This window comes from Cupriavidus sp. 8B (assembly GCF_054589115.1).
Map to the genome: position 1 here is coordinate 39,223 of NZ_BAAILO010000172.1, position 13,800 is coordinate 53,022.

The 13,800-nt window shown below is 65.0% G+C and carries 14 protein-coding genes; 1 reads left to right on the plus strand and 13 read right to left on the minus strand.

The features are described from left to right. The 10 genes from ACYP5B_RS17060 to cmk form a co-directional block, all read right to left on the minus strand. Positions 1-1,106: solute carrier family 23 protein (locus tag ACYP5B_RS17060; protein ID WP_459570478.1), on the minus strand; the 1,106-nt coding region annotated here is incomplete at its 3' end. 280 nt (positions 1,107-1,386) lie between these two features. Continuing rightward, the gene (locus ACYP5B_RS17065; RefSeq protein ID WP_267605870.1) at positions 1,387-1,767 is read right to left on the minus strand and encodes a ComEA family DNA-binding protein; all 381 of its coding nucleotides are present in this window, start codon (positions 1,765-1,767) and stop codon (positions 1,387-1,389) included. Between the two features lie 185 nt (positions 1,768-1,952). Beyond that, positions 1,953-2,948, minus strand: coding sequence for an ADP-glyceromanno-heptose 6-epimerase (gene rfaD / locus ACYP5B_RS17070; RefSeq protein WP_459570479.1), 996 nt, complete (start codon positions 2,946-2,948; stop codon positions 1,953-1,955). 40 nt (positions 2,949-2,988) lie between these two features. Next, the gene (gene rfaE1 / locus ACYP5B_RS17075) at positions 2,989-3,936 is read right to left on the minus strand and encodes a D-glycero-beta-D-manno-heptose-7-phosphate kinase (RefSeq protein WP_267605868.1); all 948 of its coding nucleotides are present in this window, start codon (positions 3,934-3,936) and stop codon (positions 2,989-2,991) included. Between the two features lie 70 nt (positions 3,937-4,006). After that, on the minus strand, positions 4,007-5,380 hold the full coding sequence (locus tag ACYP5B_RS17080) for a UDP-glucose dehydrogenase family protein (RefSeq protein WP_459570480.1): 1,374 nt from the start codon (positions 5,378-5,380) through the stop codon (positions 4,007-4,009). A 66-nt stretch (positions 5,381-5,446) separates the two neighbouring features. Next, entirely contained in the window at positions 5,447-6,676 is a 1,230-nt protein-coding gene (gene lapB, locus ACYP5B_RS17085; protein ID WP_400092517.1) for a lipopolysaccharide assembly protein LapB, read from the minus strand. Between the two features lie 3 nt (positions 6,677-6,679). Then, positions 6,680-7,009 carry a LapA family protein gene (locus ACYP5B_RS17090; RefSeq protein WP_318233399.1) on the minus strand — a complete coding sequence of 110 codons (330 nt, stop codon included), beginning with the start codon at positions 7,007-7,009 and terminating at the stop codon, positions 6,680-6,682. Positions 7,010-7,214: 205 nt separating this feature from the next. Continuing rightward, entirely contained in the window at positions 7,215-7,715 is a 501-nt protein-coding gene (locus tag ACYP5B_RS17095; RefSeq protein ID WP_400092515.1) for an integration host factor subunit beta, read from the minus strand. A gap of 32 nt (positions 7,716-7,747) precedes the next feature. After that, positions 7,748-9,442: a 30S ribosomal protein S1 gene (rpsA, locus tag ACYP5B_RS17100; protein ID WP_006158411.1), complete on the minus strand. Its 1,695-nt coding sequence runs from the start codon at positions 9,440-9,442 to the stop codon at positions 7,748-7,750. Between the two features lie 151 nt (positions 9,443-9,593). Next, positions 9,594-10,256, minus strand: a complete 663-nt coding sequence (gene cmk, locus ACYP5B_RS17105) for a (d)CMP kinase (RefSeq protein WP_459570481.1) — start codon at positions 10,254-10,256, stop codon at positions 9,594-9,596. 134 nt (positions 10,257-10,390) lie between these two features. Between cmk and ACYP5B_RS17110 the strand changes: the two genes are divergently transcribed. Continuing rightward, complete coding sequence (locus tag ACYP5B_RS17110; RefSeq protein ID WP_459570495.1) at positions 10,391-10,624, plus strand: DUF2061 domain-containing protein; 234 nt, start codon at positions 10,391-10,393, stop codon at positions 10,622-10,624. On the opposite strand, the gene aroA is transcribed toward ACYP5B_RS17110, so the two are convergent. The 3 genes from aroA to ACYP5B_RS17125 form a co-directional block, all read right to left on the minus strand. Next, positions 10,625-11,935, minus strand: coding sequence for a 3-phosphoshikimate 1-carboxyvinyltransferase (gene aroA / locus ACYP5B_RS17115; protein WP_459570496.1), 1,311 nt, complete (start codon positions 11,933-11,935; stop codon positions 10,625-10,627). 110 nt (positions 11,936-12,045) lie between these two features. After that, positions 12,046-12,954, minus strand: a complete 909-nt coding sequence (locus tag ACYP5B_RS17120; protein ID WP_459570482.1) for a prephenate dehydrogenase — start codon at positions 12,952-12,954, stop codon at positions 12,046-12,048. A gap of 121 nt (positions 12,955-13,075) precedes the next feature. Next, positions 13,076-13,800, minus strand: a 725-nt coding sequence (locus ACYP5B_RS17125; protein ID WP_459570483.1) for a pyridoxal phosphate-dependent aminotransferase, incomplete at its 5' end; no start/stop codon positions are given.

Here is a 13,800-nt window from a genome sequence, read left to right on the forward strand (position 1 = left end):
CCGGCGGTGGCAGCGATCAGGCCGAACACGACAATGGTCAGGCCACCGATCACCGGACCCGGGATGGTCAGGATCAGCGCACCAAACTTGGGCGAGAAGCCCAGCACCAGCGCCACCGCCGCCGCCACCACGAAGATCAGCGTGGAGTAGATCTTGGTCACCGCCATCACGCCCATGTTCTCGGCGTAAGTGGTCACGCCCGTGCCGCCGCCGCCGGCGGAGATGATGGTGGCAATGCCGTCGCCGATGAAGGCGCGGCCGATATACGGGTCGAGATTGCGGCCGGTCATCACACTGATGGCCTTGATATGCCCGAGGTTTTCCGCCACCAGCACGATGGCTACCGGGGCGATCAGCAGCATGGCGCTGGCCTGGAACACCGGCGTGGAGAAGACCGGCAGGCCGAACCAGGCGGCGGCGGCCACGCCGGAGAAATCGATGCCTTTGCCCATGCCCAGCCCGTTGGCGCAGACGAAGTACAGCACGTAGCCGAACAGCCCGCCCACCAGCACCGGGAGCCGGCGCAGCATGCCCGGCGCATGGACTGCGACCATGCCCACGGCCAGCACCGTGGCCAGGCCCACCCAGGTGTCCAGCGCGGCGCCGCTCACGGCCTTGACCGCCACCGGCGCCAGGTTCAGGCCGATGGCCGCCACGATGGCGCCCGTCACCACGGGCGGCATCAGCCGCTCCACCCAGCGATAGCCGACCGACTGCACCACCAGGCCAATGAGCAGGTACAGCACGCCCGCTGCGATGATGCCGCCTAGCGCCACCGGGATATTCGGGTTGGGGCCGCTGCCGGCGTAGCCGGTCGCCGCGATCACCACCGCGATGAAGGCAAAGCTGGAGCCCAGGTAGCTCGGCACCCTGCCGCGCACGCACAGGAAAAAGATCAGCGTGCCGATGCCGGAAAACAGGATGGCGATATTGGGATTGAAGCCCATCAGGATCGGCGCGATCGCGGTCGAGCCGAACATCGCCACCACATGCTGGATCCCTGCCAGGAGGGTCTGGCCGGCGGGCAGGCGCTCATCCGGCGCAATCACGCCGTGCGTCTTTAGCCGCCACTTGGGCAGGAATCCCGCGTCCTCGTTATTTCCCATTGTCCAGCTCCCTTTTTATTGGCCTGGCCGCCCCCCGTATGCGGGCAGGTCCGGCTCGATTTTGGATTTTGTGGGCCACGCAGCCGGCTCGGGCCGCAACAGCGTCCGCATGATACCGCGCGGCCGCATTCGTGATAAGCCACACGGCACTAGCACGAGCCATACCAGCGCCGGATCCTCGTGCTGGTGCATGGGTAGCAAAAAAGCCCCGGGCTCGGCCGGGGCTTCGACGATCGGATAGCTTCGGGGGCGGGCGCCGCGCAGCACGCCCGCGGCAGCCTTAGCGAACGGCCTTGGCCGGCGGCTTCTCCGCCTTGGCGTCCTTCTTGGCCGGAGCCGCCGCGGCCACCGTGGCCTTCGGCGCGGCTGCGCCGCCGGCGCCGATGGTCATGCCGGCCTCCTGCAAGCGCACGACCGATTTCTGCCCCAGGCCCTTGACCCGATCGGCGAGATCCGCGGCATCCTTGAAAGGACCGCCCCGGCTGCGTTCGCTGACAATGGTGCTGGCCGTGGCAGGCCCGATGCCCTTGAGCGAAACCAGCGCGGCCTCATCGGCGGTATTCACATCGATCGCCGCGAGCGCGGCGCCAGAGAGCGAGAACCAGACGGCGGCGGCCAGCAGGACCTGCCTGGACGCACGCGTCAAAGTTGGCTTGAACATGGGAATTTCTCCTATCCGTTGATGAAGGTGGCTTCGCCCTGGCTGGACGAAGCAACACGCAGGATAGGAGCGGGCAAGCGGCTTGGCGCACCCCGCAACAAAAGTTCACCTCAACGCTACCGAGGTGTTTCCACAGTGCGCGGAAAGCGGGCGGCAAGTGGTTCTATGCGCGCGTCTTTGCGACTTCAGCCCTTGTTCTGCAACAACCAGCGGCAGTAGCGCGACACGCCTTCTTCCACGGTGTAGAACGCTTCCTTGTACCCGGCGCCACGCAGGCGCGAGACATCGGATTGGGTGTAGCACTGGTACTTGCCGCGCAGCGCGTCGGGGAACTTGATGTACTCCACCAGGCCCTCCAGCACCATCTCGTCGAGCGTCAGATGGGGCCGGCCATCGGCCTCGCGCAGCGTGTTGACCACGGTCGCGGCGATGTCGTTGAACGGTTGCGCGCGGCCGGTGCCGAGGTTGAAGATGCCCGACTTGTCCGGATGCTCCAGGAAGAACAGGTTGACCTTCACCACGTCTTCCACCGAGATGAAGTCACGGGTGTGGCCACCCGGCACATAGCCGCCATACTCGCCAAACAGCTTCACCGTGCCGTCGGCGCGGAACTGGTTGAAATTGTGGAACGCCACCGAGGCCATGCGGCCCTTGTGCGCCTCACGCGGGCCATACACGTTGAAATAGCGAAAGCCCACGATCTGCGACAGCGCGGACGGCAGCGTGCGCCGCACCACCTGGTCGAACAGGAACTTGGAGTAGCCGTAGACGTTCAGCGGCTTCTCAAATTCGCGCTCTTCCTTGAACACCTGCGAGGCGCCATAGGTGGCCGCCGACGAGGCGTAGAGGAATTGCGTGCCCTGTTCCAGGCAGGCATCCATCAGCGCCTTGGTGTAGCGGAAATTGTTCTCCATCATGTAGCGGCCGTCGGTCTCCATGGTGTCCGAACAGGCACCCTCATGAAACACCGCGCGCACCTTGCCGAACTCGCCGCGCTTGAAGCGCTCGATAAACTCGCCCTTGTCGAGGTAATCGCGGATCTCGCAGTCGACGAGGTTGTGGAATTTGTCGGCGCGCGTCAGGTTGTCGACGGCGACGACATTGTCTTCGCCGCGCTCGTTCAGGCCCTTGACGAGGTTGCTGCCGATGAAGCCGGCAGCGCCGGTAACGATGATGGTCATGGTCGTGTGGGCTCAGTCGAGCCAGGAGGCAGCGCGGCCATTACGCCGGCGTGCCGAACAATTCAGGATAGGTGACGACCGCGGTGCCCAGCTTGCCCACCACGATGCTGCCAGCGCGATTGGCGTGCTGCACGGCTTCCTTGAGCGGCACGCCCGCGCCCAGCATGGTCGCCAGCGTGGCGATCACGGTGTCGCCGGCGCCGGACACGTCGTAGACTTCGCGCGCCTGCGCCGACACGTGCAGCACCTCGGCTTCGGTGTAGAGCGTCATGCCCTCCTCCGAGCGCGTCAGCAGCAGCGCTTCGAGATGCAGCTCGCGCCGCAGGTTCTGGGCCCGGATGGTGAGATCGGACTCGGTCTTCCAGGCGCCCACCACGTGCCGCATTTCAGCGCGGTTGGGGGTGATCAGCGTGGCGCCGCGATAGCGTGAGTAATCGTCGCCCTTGGGGTCGACCAGCACCAGGCAGCCCGCGGCGCGGCCCGCCTCGACCATGCGGCCGACGTGGGCCAGGCCGCCCTTGCCATAGTCGGAGAGCACCAGGACCTTGTACTCCTTGACCAGGGCCAGGAAACGATCCTGCACCGCAGCCAGCACTTCATGTCCCGGAACATTCTCGAAGTCCACCCGCAGCAACTGTTGCTGGTGCGCCACCACGCGCAGCTTGATGGTGGTGTTGACGGTGGGGTCGCGATGCAGGTAGGGCTGCACGTGGCTGGCGCTGAGCAGCGCCTCCAGCGTACGGCCGGGCTCGTCGTCGCCGACTACGCCCAGCATGCCCACCTGGGCGCCCAGCGCGGCGGCATTGCGCGCCACGTTGGCCGCGCCGCCGAGGCGTTCGTCGCTGCGCTTGATCTGCACCACCGGCACCGGCGCTTCCGGCGAGATGCGCTCGACATCGCCAAACCAATAGCGGTCGAGCATCATGTCGCCCGCCACCAGGATGCGCGATTGATTGATCTGTTGCTGCGGAATATGGTTCTTGCTCATGGACATCCTTGGCAACACGGCCCGGTCCGTCAGCCGGGGCGTTGGCTTGTCGTTCCCGTTGGGTTGCGTTTCAGCGCGTCGTGGTCGGCCGCCCGATCGCATGATATTCGATGCCCGCTTCCTGCATGGCTTCGGGCTCGTACAGATTGCGTCCGTCGAAGATGACGGGTGCCTTCAGGCGGCGCTTGATCTGGTTGAAATCCGGGCTGCGGAACACCTTCCACTCGGTGACGATGACCAGGGCATCGGCGCCGTCGAGCGTATCCATCTGCGCGTCGCTGAAATGCACGCGCGCGAAGCCGCCTTCGACGTCCGCGAGATCGAGGGCCAGCGCATGCTTGGCCTCGGCCATGGAGATCGGATCATGCACGCGCAGGCAGGCGCCCCGGGACACCAGCGCTTGCGCCAGCACCCGCGACGGCGCTTCGCGCATGTCGTCGGTATTGGGCTTGAATGCCAGGCCCCAGATCGCAAAGGTGCGGCCGGTGAGATCCTCGCCGAAGCGGCGCACGACCTTGTCGGCGAGGACCTGCTTTTGCGCATCGTTGACCGCTTCCACCGCTTCCAGCACGCGCATGGGCTTGCCATGCGCGCTGGCGGTGCGCATCAGCGCCTGCACATCCTTGGGGAAGCACGAGCCGCCGTAGCCGGCACCGGCGTACAGGAAACTATAGCCGATGCGCGGATCGGAACCGATGCCCATGCGGACCAGCTCGATATCGGCGCCGACCTCATCGGCCAGGTTCGCCAGCTCGTTCATGAACGAGATGCGCGTGGCCAGCATCGAGTTAGCGGCGTACTTGGTGAACTCAGCCGAGCGCACGTCCATATAGAAAGTACGCTCATGATTGCGGTTGAAGGGCGCGTAGAGCTGGCGCATGATCGCCTTGGCGTGGCGGCCTGCCACGTCGGCATTGCAGCCCAGCACGATACGGTCGGGACGCATGAAGTCCTCCACCGCGGCGCCTTCCTTCAGGAACTCCGGATTCGAGACCACCGAGAACTGCAGGTCTTCGAGGCCGCGCGCGGCCAACTCTTCACGAATGGCTTGGGCGACACGGTCGCCGGTGCCGACCGGCACGGTGGACTTGTCCACCACCACCTTGAAGCCGGTCATGTACTTGCCGATATTGCGGGCAGCCGCCAGCACATATTGCAGGTCGGCCGAGCCGTCCTCGTCGGGCGGGGTGCCAACGGCGATGAACTGCACGTCGGCATGCTCCACGCTGGCCGCCACATCGGTGGAAAACGTCAGCCGGCCAGCCTCGCGGTTGCGCTGGATCAGCTCTTTCAAGCCCGGTTCGTAGATCGGCACGCCGCCGGCATTGAGCATCGTGATCTTGCGTTCGTCGACGTCCAGGCAAAACACATCGTTGCCCAGCTCGGCCAGGCAGGCCCCGGTCACTAGACCGACGTAGCCGCTGCCGATAATGGTGACTTTCATAACTTGTACTCCAGATAGGGATTGGCGTGCGGCGCTAAAGCATCAACATCAGCATCGGCGCCAGCGTCAGCCGAGCGCCTCGGAACGGCGCGGTGCATAAGTTTCCCAGCGGTTGCAGCCGGGGCACTGCCAATAGAACAATCGGGCGCGGAAGCCGCATTCGCGGCAGGTATAGCGCGCCAGGTTACGCGTGCGATGTTGCAGCAAGTCGCGAATCGCCGACACCTCCTGCTCATGTTCGATATCGTGGGCGGAGCCCGCCGGCTCGGCATCGGCCCCATCGGCAGTGACAGCCACGCTGGCTTGCGCTACCTCCGCAGCCTGCGCCTCGAAATACTTGGTCAGGGCCTGCAACGACGGCTGGCGGCGCAATTGCTCGCGCATCAGCACGGCCGCGGCATGCGCGCCGTGCAGTTCCAGCTCGGCGCGATAGGCACTATCGAGCAGCTCGGCAGCCAGGTTGGTCTTGAGCAGGCCACGCAACCACTCCAGCGCCCGGCCATCGTCGCCCAGCTGGCGGTACGCCTTGACCACGCGATCCGCCACCAGCGGCAGGTAGGAGGCATCCTGCTTCTCGATGCCAAGCCAGTGGCCGAGCGCGCCTTGCGCGTCGCCCGCCGCCATCGCCACGTCGCCCAGCAGCATCGGCGCGCGCACATTGGCGGGGTTTTCCTTGACTGCCTGCTGCAGCCAGCCGATGGCGTCGTCGGGCTGCTTGCGCTGCAGCGCGTCCTGCGCCAGCTCGCAGCAGAACTGCGCGATCTGCACACTGTAGTCCTTGTGCTCCAGCGGCTGCAGTTCGCGTGCCGCGTCGATGGCCTTCTTCCACTCTTTCTCGACTTCGTAGAGCTCCAGAAGCACATGCTTTGCCGGGGCGGCATACGGCCCGGACATCAGGCGGCGCAGCGATTCCTCGGCGCGGTCAAGCAGGCCGGCACGCAGGAAGTCCTGGCCCAGCTCATAGAGCGCGTGCTCGCGCTCGGCATCGGGAAGATCCTGGCGGCTGGCCAGGTTCTGGTGCACGCGGATGGCGCGTTCGGTTTCACCGCGCCGGCGGAACAAGGCGCCGAGCGCAAAGTGCAGCTCGGTGGTCTCGGGGTCCAGGCGCACCACCTCGATGAACGCATCGATGGCTTGGTCGGGCTGCTCGTTGAGCAGGAAATTCAGCCCCTTGAAATAGGAGCGCGGCAGCGCGCCCTGCTCGCTCATCAGCTGGCGCGCATCGAAGCGGGCAGCCATCCAGCCGAGGCCGAAAATGAGCGGCAGCGCCAGCAGCCACCAGGTTTCAAAAATCATGGGTCAGACTTTCGGGCCAACTACGTTGTAAGGAATGCCGGAACCTGCCGCGGCCTGTGGGTCGCGCGCACTTTCCGCCGACTGGCTGCGCGCCTCGCCCAGCGCACGCCGCAGCCGGCCGGCCTCCATGCGCTGGCGCATCAGCGCAGGCGCCAGCGCAGCGAGTGCTGCGAGGATGCCCAGCCCGAAAGCGGCCAGCAAGATCAGGATCAGGGGCGCGCGCCAGACTGCGTCGAAAAAGAGCTGCAGCGAGACGTCGGCGGTGTTGCGCAGCGCCAGCACGAACAGCAGCGCGAACAGGACGATGCGGATGATCCAGGCGACAAGTTTCATGCGGGCTTCATGCGGCAGATGGGATGGATCGGACTCCGGTGATGCGGACGCCGGCGGGCGGCGCCCCCTCGGTGGATTCCCGGCATTGTAGCGGAATCGCCTCGTGCCAACGGTAACCTCTTGTATGCACACGCAATGAAAAAGCGCCCCGATAAGGGGCGCTTTTTTGACTATCCAGGCACATCACGAGCCAAACACAGCGGATTCAGGACTGGGCCAGTTTCAGCCCGCCGTCATCATGCGAGGCGCTGCCGGCAACGGCTGCCGGCTTCGCCTGGCCAGGCGCGGTCGCATGACCCGCACCAGCCGCAGCGCCATGGCCATTGCTGCCGCCATGGATGCTGCCATTCGCATTGCCGCCGCCAACGTGACTTCCGTTGGCATTGGCACCAGCACCGCCGCCGCTACCTGCCTGCGGCAGCGCCGGGCTGCGATCGACACGTTCACGCAACTCCTTGCCCGCCTTGAAGTGCGGTACCCGTTTCTCGGGCACCAGCACGCGTTCGCCGGACTTGGGGTTGCGCCCAACGCGCGGCGGACGCCGGTTCAGACCAAAACTGCCGAATCCGCGAATCTCGATGCGGTGGCCATCGGCCAGCGCTTCGGACATCGCGTCGAGGATCGTCTTCACCGAGATATCCGCATCCCGCAGCAACAGCTGCGGGAACCGGGCAGCCAGTTTTTCGACAAGCTCGGACTTGGTCATGGGCATCCGCTAGCAGGCGTAAGAACCAATGCTTACTGGTTGTCCTGGCCGAGCTTGGCCTTCAGCAGCGCGCCCAGGTTGGTCGTGCCAGCCGTGCCGGTGTCGGCAGCGAACTTTTGCATGGCTTCTTGCTGCTCGACGTTGTCCTTGGCCTTGATCGACAGGTTGATGTTGCGCGACTTGCGGTCGACGTTCACCACCAGGGCGGTGATTTGTTCGCCTTCCTTCAGCACGTTGCGAGCATCTTCCACGCGGTCAGCCGAGATTTCGGATGCGCGCAGGTAGCCTTCGACGTCATCAGCCAGTTGCACGACGGCGCCCTTGGCATCAACAGTCTTGATCGTGCCGTTGACCAGGGAACCCTTGTCGTTAGCCGAGATGAAGTTGTTGAACGGGTCGCCCGACAGCTGCTTGATACCCAGCGAGATGCGTTCCTTGTCGACGTCGATGCCCAGAACCACGGCTTCCACTTCGTCGCCCTTCTTGTACTTGCGCACGGCTTCTTCGCCGGTTTCTTGCCAGGACAGGTCGGACAGGTGCACCAGGCCGTCGATGCCACCGGGCAGGCCGATGAACACGCCGAAGTCGGTGATCGACTTGATCTGGCCGCCCAGCTTGTCGCCCTTCTTGTGGTTACGGCTGAAATCGTCCCACGGATTGGCCTTGCATTGCTTCATGCCCAGGCTGATACGACGCTTGTCTTCGTCGATATCCAGAACCATGACTTCGACTTCGTCGCCCAGCTGGACAACCTTCGACGGGGCCACGTTCTTGTTGGTCCAGTCCATTTCGGAAACGTGGACCAGGCCTTCGATGCCGGCTTCGATTTCAACGAATGCGCCGTAGTCGGTCAGGTTGGTCACCTTGCCGAACAGGCGGGTGCTTTGCGGGTAGCGACGCGAGATGCCGACCCACGGATCTTCGCCCAGCTGCTTCACGCCCAGCGAGACGCGGTTCTTCTCTTGGTCGAACTTGAGGATCTTGGCGGTGATTTCCTGGCCAACCGACAGCACTTCGCTCGGGTGACGCACACGACGCCATGCCAGGTCGGTGATGTGCAGCAGGCCGTCGATGCCACCCAGGTCCACGAATGCGCCGTAGTCCGTGATGTTCTTGACGATACCGTTGACGATAGCGCCTTCCTTCAGGGTTTCCATCAGCTTCTGGCGCTCTTCGCCCAGGGTCGCTTCCACAACGGCGCGGCGCGACAGCACCACGTTGTTGCGCTTGCGGTCCAGCTTGATGACCTTGAATTCCAGGGTCTTGCCTTCGTACGGCGTGGTGTCCTTGATCGGACGCACGTCGACCAGCGAGCCCGGCAGGAACGCGCGGATGCCGTTGACCATGACGGTCAGGCCGCCCTTGACCTTGCCCGTGACCGTGCCCGAGATGATTTCGCCGTCTTCCAGCGCCTTCTCGAGGTTCAGCCACGATGCCAGGCGCTTGGCCTTGTCGCGGGACAGGATGGTGTCGCCATAGCCGTTCTCGAGCGCGTCGATGGCCACGGAGACGTAGTCGCCGGCCTGCACTTCGAGTTCGCCCTGGTCGTTCAGGAACTCCTCCACCGGCACAAAGGCTTCCGATTTGAGGCCGGCGTTGACGACCACGAAATTGTGGTCGATGCGCACGACTTCAGCGGAAATCACTTCGCCAGCCTTCATATTGGAGCGGGCGACGGATTCCTCGAACAGTGCGGCAAAGGATTCGTTAGTTTGCAGGTCGGACATAAACTTGAGTATCAATCCGCAGTACTCGGGCCGGCGCGTGGATCGCGCTCAGTCTGCACCGGGCAGCGGGGTCAGGTTGAACAACACCGGCGGATCTGCGCTTGCAGGCTCTGCCGGCACTTCGATGTTGCAGCGGCTGGACTCGCGCGGGTCAATAACCCGGCGCGCCGTACCACTGCAGCACCTGCGCCACCGCCTGATCCACCGTCATGTCGGAGGTATCGAGCAGGTGCGCATCCTCTGCGGGACGCAGCGGCGCGGCCGTGCGGGAGCGATCCCGCTGGTCGCGCGACTCAAGGTCTCGCAAAAGGTCTTCGATATTAGCAGAAATTCCCTTATCAATCAATTGTTTATAGCGCCTGCGAGCGCGCGCCTCGACACTTGCCGTCAGGAACACCTTCAGCCGGGCATCCGGGAAAATCACGGTACCCATGTCGCGGCCGTCGGCAACCAGGCCGGGCAGCTTGCGAAAACCGCGCTGCAGCGCCGTCAGGGCGTCGCGCACCGGCTGGTGGACGGCGATCGCCGAGGCCCGGTTGCCGGTGGCTTCCGCGCGGATGACCAGGCTGACCTCCTCGCCGCGCAGCCAGACACGGTCCGGCCCGAACTTCACATCGAGGCGGGTAGCCAGGCTTGCCAACCCCTCCACATCCTGCATGTCGATGCCCGCACGCTCGCTGGCCAGCGCCACCAGGCGATACAACGCACCGCTGTCCAGCAAGTGGAAACTGAGCGCGTCGGCCACCTTGTGCGCTACGGTACCCTTTCCTGATGCGGTGGGCCCGTCGATTGTGATGACGTCGACGATAGTCATTGTTTATTAAGACAGAACAAAATATTGATTTCTTAAATCAATTGAGAATCATTAGCATGTGGTTCGTGACGGCCACCCGACAAAAACCCGGGCACATGCAGCAAACAACCGACATCTTCGCGAGGCAATCTACCATGGCTAAGACCCTGTCGTTCGGCATCATGCACGTTGCCATTGCCTTTGGCGTCACTTACACGCTGACCGGCAATCTGGCTGTCAGCGGCGCCGTGACGTTCATCGAACCGGCAGTCAACACTGTGGCGCATTACTTCTTCGACCGCTACTGGGAACGGCGCGAACCCGGCGCGCTGCACAAGCGCTCGCCCCAAACCGGGCGCGGCGACGACGGCCTGCAACTGGCCGCGTGATCAGCGCGCCACCGTGCCAAACACCTCGAAGTAATCCGGGAACGTCTTGGCGACGCAGCCGGGTTCGTTGATGCGCACCGGCAGCGGACCGAACGCGGCCAGCGAAAAGCACATCGCCATGCGGTGGTCATCATAGGTATCGATGCCGGCGGCCGGGGTCTGCCAGGCGGATTGGGCCGGCGGCGTCACCTTCAGGTAATCCGCGCCCTCTTCCACCTCGACACCCAGCTTGCGCAGCTCGGTGGCCATGGCGCTGATGCGGTCAGTTTCCTTGACCCGCCAACTGGCGATATTAGTTAGCGTGGTGGGCCCTTCGGCGAACAGTGCCGCCACGGCCAGCGTCATGGCAGCGTCCGGAATATGGTTGCAGTCCAGCTCGATGCCGTGCAGGCGGCAATCGTCGCGCTCGGTGCCGCGGACCTCGATCCAGTTGGCGCCGGCCATCACGTTGGCGCCCATGCGGTTAAGCGCCTCGGCAAACTTGACGTCGCCCTGGATGCTTGCCATGCCCACGCCCTCCACCCGCAGCGGGCCGCCGCCGATGGCGCCCGCAGCCAGGAAGTAGGAGGCCGAAGACGCATCGCCCTCGACAAAAATCTCGCCCGGCGAGCGATATGCGGCGCGAGCCGGCAGGATGAAGCGTGACCAGCCGTCGCGCCGGACCTCGATGCCAAAGCGCGCCAGCAGGTTGAGCGTGATCTCCACATAGGGCTTGGAAATCAGCTCGCCCACCACTTCGATCTCGATGGTGTCGCCAGGCGCATCGGCCAGCGGCAAGGTCATCAGCAGCGCCGTCAGGAACTGGCTGGACACGTCTCCACGCACGCGGATCGGCGCATCGATGCGAATCTGCGCGGGAGAAATCTGCAAGGGCGGATAGCCCTCGGTGCCAAGGTAAGCGACGCTCGCGCCAATCTGGCGCAGGCCATCGACCAGATCGCCGATCGGCCGCTCATGCATGCGCGGCACGCCGGACAGCTTGTAGTTCCCGCCCTGCAGCGCCAGCGCCGCGGTGAGCGGGCGGATGGCCGTGCCCGCATTGCCCATGAACAGCTCGGCCGCCTTGTTGGGGAAATTGCCGCCCACGCCGCGCACCACGCAAACGCCGTCCTCCTGGCGCCATTCGACACCCAGCGTGCGCAGCGCCTGCAGCATCACGCGCGTGTCATCCGAGTCGAGCAGGTCGCACACGCGGGTCTCACCCTCGGCCAGCGCCGCCAGCAGCAGGACCCGGTTCGAGATGCTCTTGGAACCCGGCAGGCGAACCGTGCCCGAAGCGCGAGTGAAGGGACCGAGCGTGAGATGTTCCATGGTTTGCATGCTAGTTGGCCGGCGGCTTTCGATGAAAGGCGCGCCGCTCCGTTGGTGACGTGGCGTTGGCGTAGTGGTGGCGTATGGCTGGCGTGGCGATTGCGTGACGATCAGGGCTCGGCGTTGACAGCCGGCGCGCGCTGCGCGCCCCATTGCTGCCGCGCCTGGCTGGCGCGCTGGAAAATACGTTCCAGGCCCTCGCCGTTGCTGTTTTCGATCAGGGTCTTCAGATGCGCCAGCATGGCCTGGTAGGTGCTGAGCTCACTCAGCATCGCCTCGCGGTTGCCAACACAGATATCGCGCCACATTTCCGGCGAGGACGCCGCGATCCGGGTGAAATCCCGGAAGCCGCCGCCGGCGAAATCGAGCTTGAGCGCCGCGTCTTCGGCATTGGCCACCTGGGCCACCAGCGCGTAGGACAGCAGGTGCGGCAAATGGCTGACGGCGGCAAACACGGCATCGTGCTGCACGGCCGACATCACGCTGCACTGGGCGCCCGCGGTCTCCCACATGGCGCGCACGGCGGCCACGTCGATGCGGGCATTTTCCTGCAGCGGGCACAGCACGACTTTCTTGCCGACATAGAGATCGTCCAGCGCGGCTTCCACGCCATGCAGCTCACGTCCGGCGATGGGATGGGCCGGCACGAACTGAGCCGCCTTGTCGCCCAGCGCGGTCTTGGCCGCCATGATGACGTCGGACTTGGTGCTGCCGGCGTCCGTGATGATGGTGGTGGGCTCCAGATGCGGCTCAAGTGCATGGAGCAGCGCAAAGGTCTGCGCCACCGGCGCGCACAGCACGATCATGCTGGCGCCCTTGGCGGCGTCTTCCAGCGCGGCCGCCTCGTCGATCACGCCCAGCTTGAGCGCTCGCTCGAGCGAAGCTTGCGAGCGGCCAACGCCGACCACCGTGCCAACCGCACCCGCGCGCTTGAGCGCGAGTGCCAGCGAGCCGCCGATCAGGCCGACGCCGACAATGACGACACGGGAAAAAAATGGAGCGGACGCAGGAACGGTCACGGGGATACGCTGCCAGGCAAGGAAGTTCGGGAATCCGATATTGTAACTTCTCCGCCGGGCGTCGGCGCCGCCATTCCGGCATCCGGGACGGTGCCGGCCCGCACAGGGGCCGGGACAGCGCTTATTTGAGGGCCTTTTCCAGCGCCGCGATAAAGGCAGCGTTTTCTTCAGGCAGGCCGATGGTGATGCGCAGCCATTGCGGCAAGTTGTAGTTGCCCACCGGCCGCACGATCACGCCCTGCTTGAGCAGCGCCAGGTTGACGCGCGCGCCGGCGCCATCGTCCTGGCCCACACGCACCAGCACGAAATTGCCCGAGGACGGCACGTACTGCAGGCCAAGCCGGTCGAACGCCGCCACCAGTTGCGCCTTGCCGGCACGGTTGAGCTCGGCGCTGCGCCGCAGGAAGGCCGCATCGCCCAGCGCCGCCACCGCCGCGGCCTGCGCCAGGCTGTTGACGTTGAAGGGTTGGCGGATACGGTTGAGCAGATCGGTGAGCGCAGGCTGCGCCACGGCGTAGCCGATGCGCAGGCCGGCCAGGCCGTAAGCCTTGGAGAAGGTGCGCGACACCAGCAGGTTGGGATACTTGCGGACCCACGCGATCGAATCGTACTGCTGCGCGTCGTCCAGGTATTCGTTGTAGGCCTCGTCCAGCACCACCACGACGTCGGCCGGCACCTTGGCCAGGAAGGCCTCGATGTCGGCTGCCGGCAGGAAGGTGCCGGTCGGGTTGTTGGGGTTGGCGATAAAGACCAGGCGCGTGTCCGCCGCCATGGCCGCGGCCATGGCGGCGAGATCGTGGCCGTAGTCGCGCGCCTTGACCTCGATGGCGCGCGCGCCGACTTCCT

Coding starts and splice junctions, on each gene's coding strand:
- ACYP5B_RS17065 (WP_267605870.1), bottom strand. CDS start 1,767: ATGTTCAAGCCAACTTTGACGCGTGCGTCCAGGCAGGTCCTGCTGGCC.
- rfaD (WP_459570479.1), bottom strand. CDS start 2,948: ATGACCATCATCGTTACCGGCGCTGCCGGCTTCATCGGCAGCAACCTC.
- rfaE1 (WP_267605868.1), bottom strand. CDS start 3,936: ATGAGCAAGAACCATATTCCGCAGCAACAGATCAATCAATCGCGCATC.
- ACYP5B_RS17080 (WP_459570480.1), bottom strand. CDS start 5,380: ATGAAAGTCACCATTATCGGCAGCGGCTACGTCGGTCTAGTGACCGGG.
- lapB (WP_400092517.1), bottom strand. CDS start 6,676: ATGATTTTTGAAACCTGGTGGCTGCTGGCGCTGCCGCTCATTTTCGGC.
- ACYP5B_RS17090 (WP_318233399.1), bottom strand. CDS start 7,009: ATGAAACTTGTCGCCTGGATCATCCGCATCGTCCTGTTCGCGCTGCTG.
- ACYP5B_RS17095 (WP_400092515.1), bottom strand. CDS start 7,715: ATGACCAAGTCCGAGCTTGTCGAAAAACTGGCTGCCCGGTTCCCGCAG.
- rpsA (WP_006158411.1), bottom strand. CDS start 9,442: ATGTCCGACCTGCAAACTAACGAATCCTTTGCCGCACTGTTCGAGGAA.
- cmk (WP_459570481.1), bottom strand. CDS start 10,256: ATGACTATCGTCGACGTCATCACAATCGACGGGCCCACCGCATCAGGA.
- ACYP5B_RS17110 (WP_459570495.1), top strand. CDS start 10,391: ATGGCTAAGACCCTGTCGTTCGGCATCATGCACGTTGCCATTGCCTTT.
- aroA (WP_459570496.1), bottom strand. CDS start 11,935: ATGGAACATCTCACGCTCGGTCCCTTCACTCGCGCTTCGGGCACGGTT.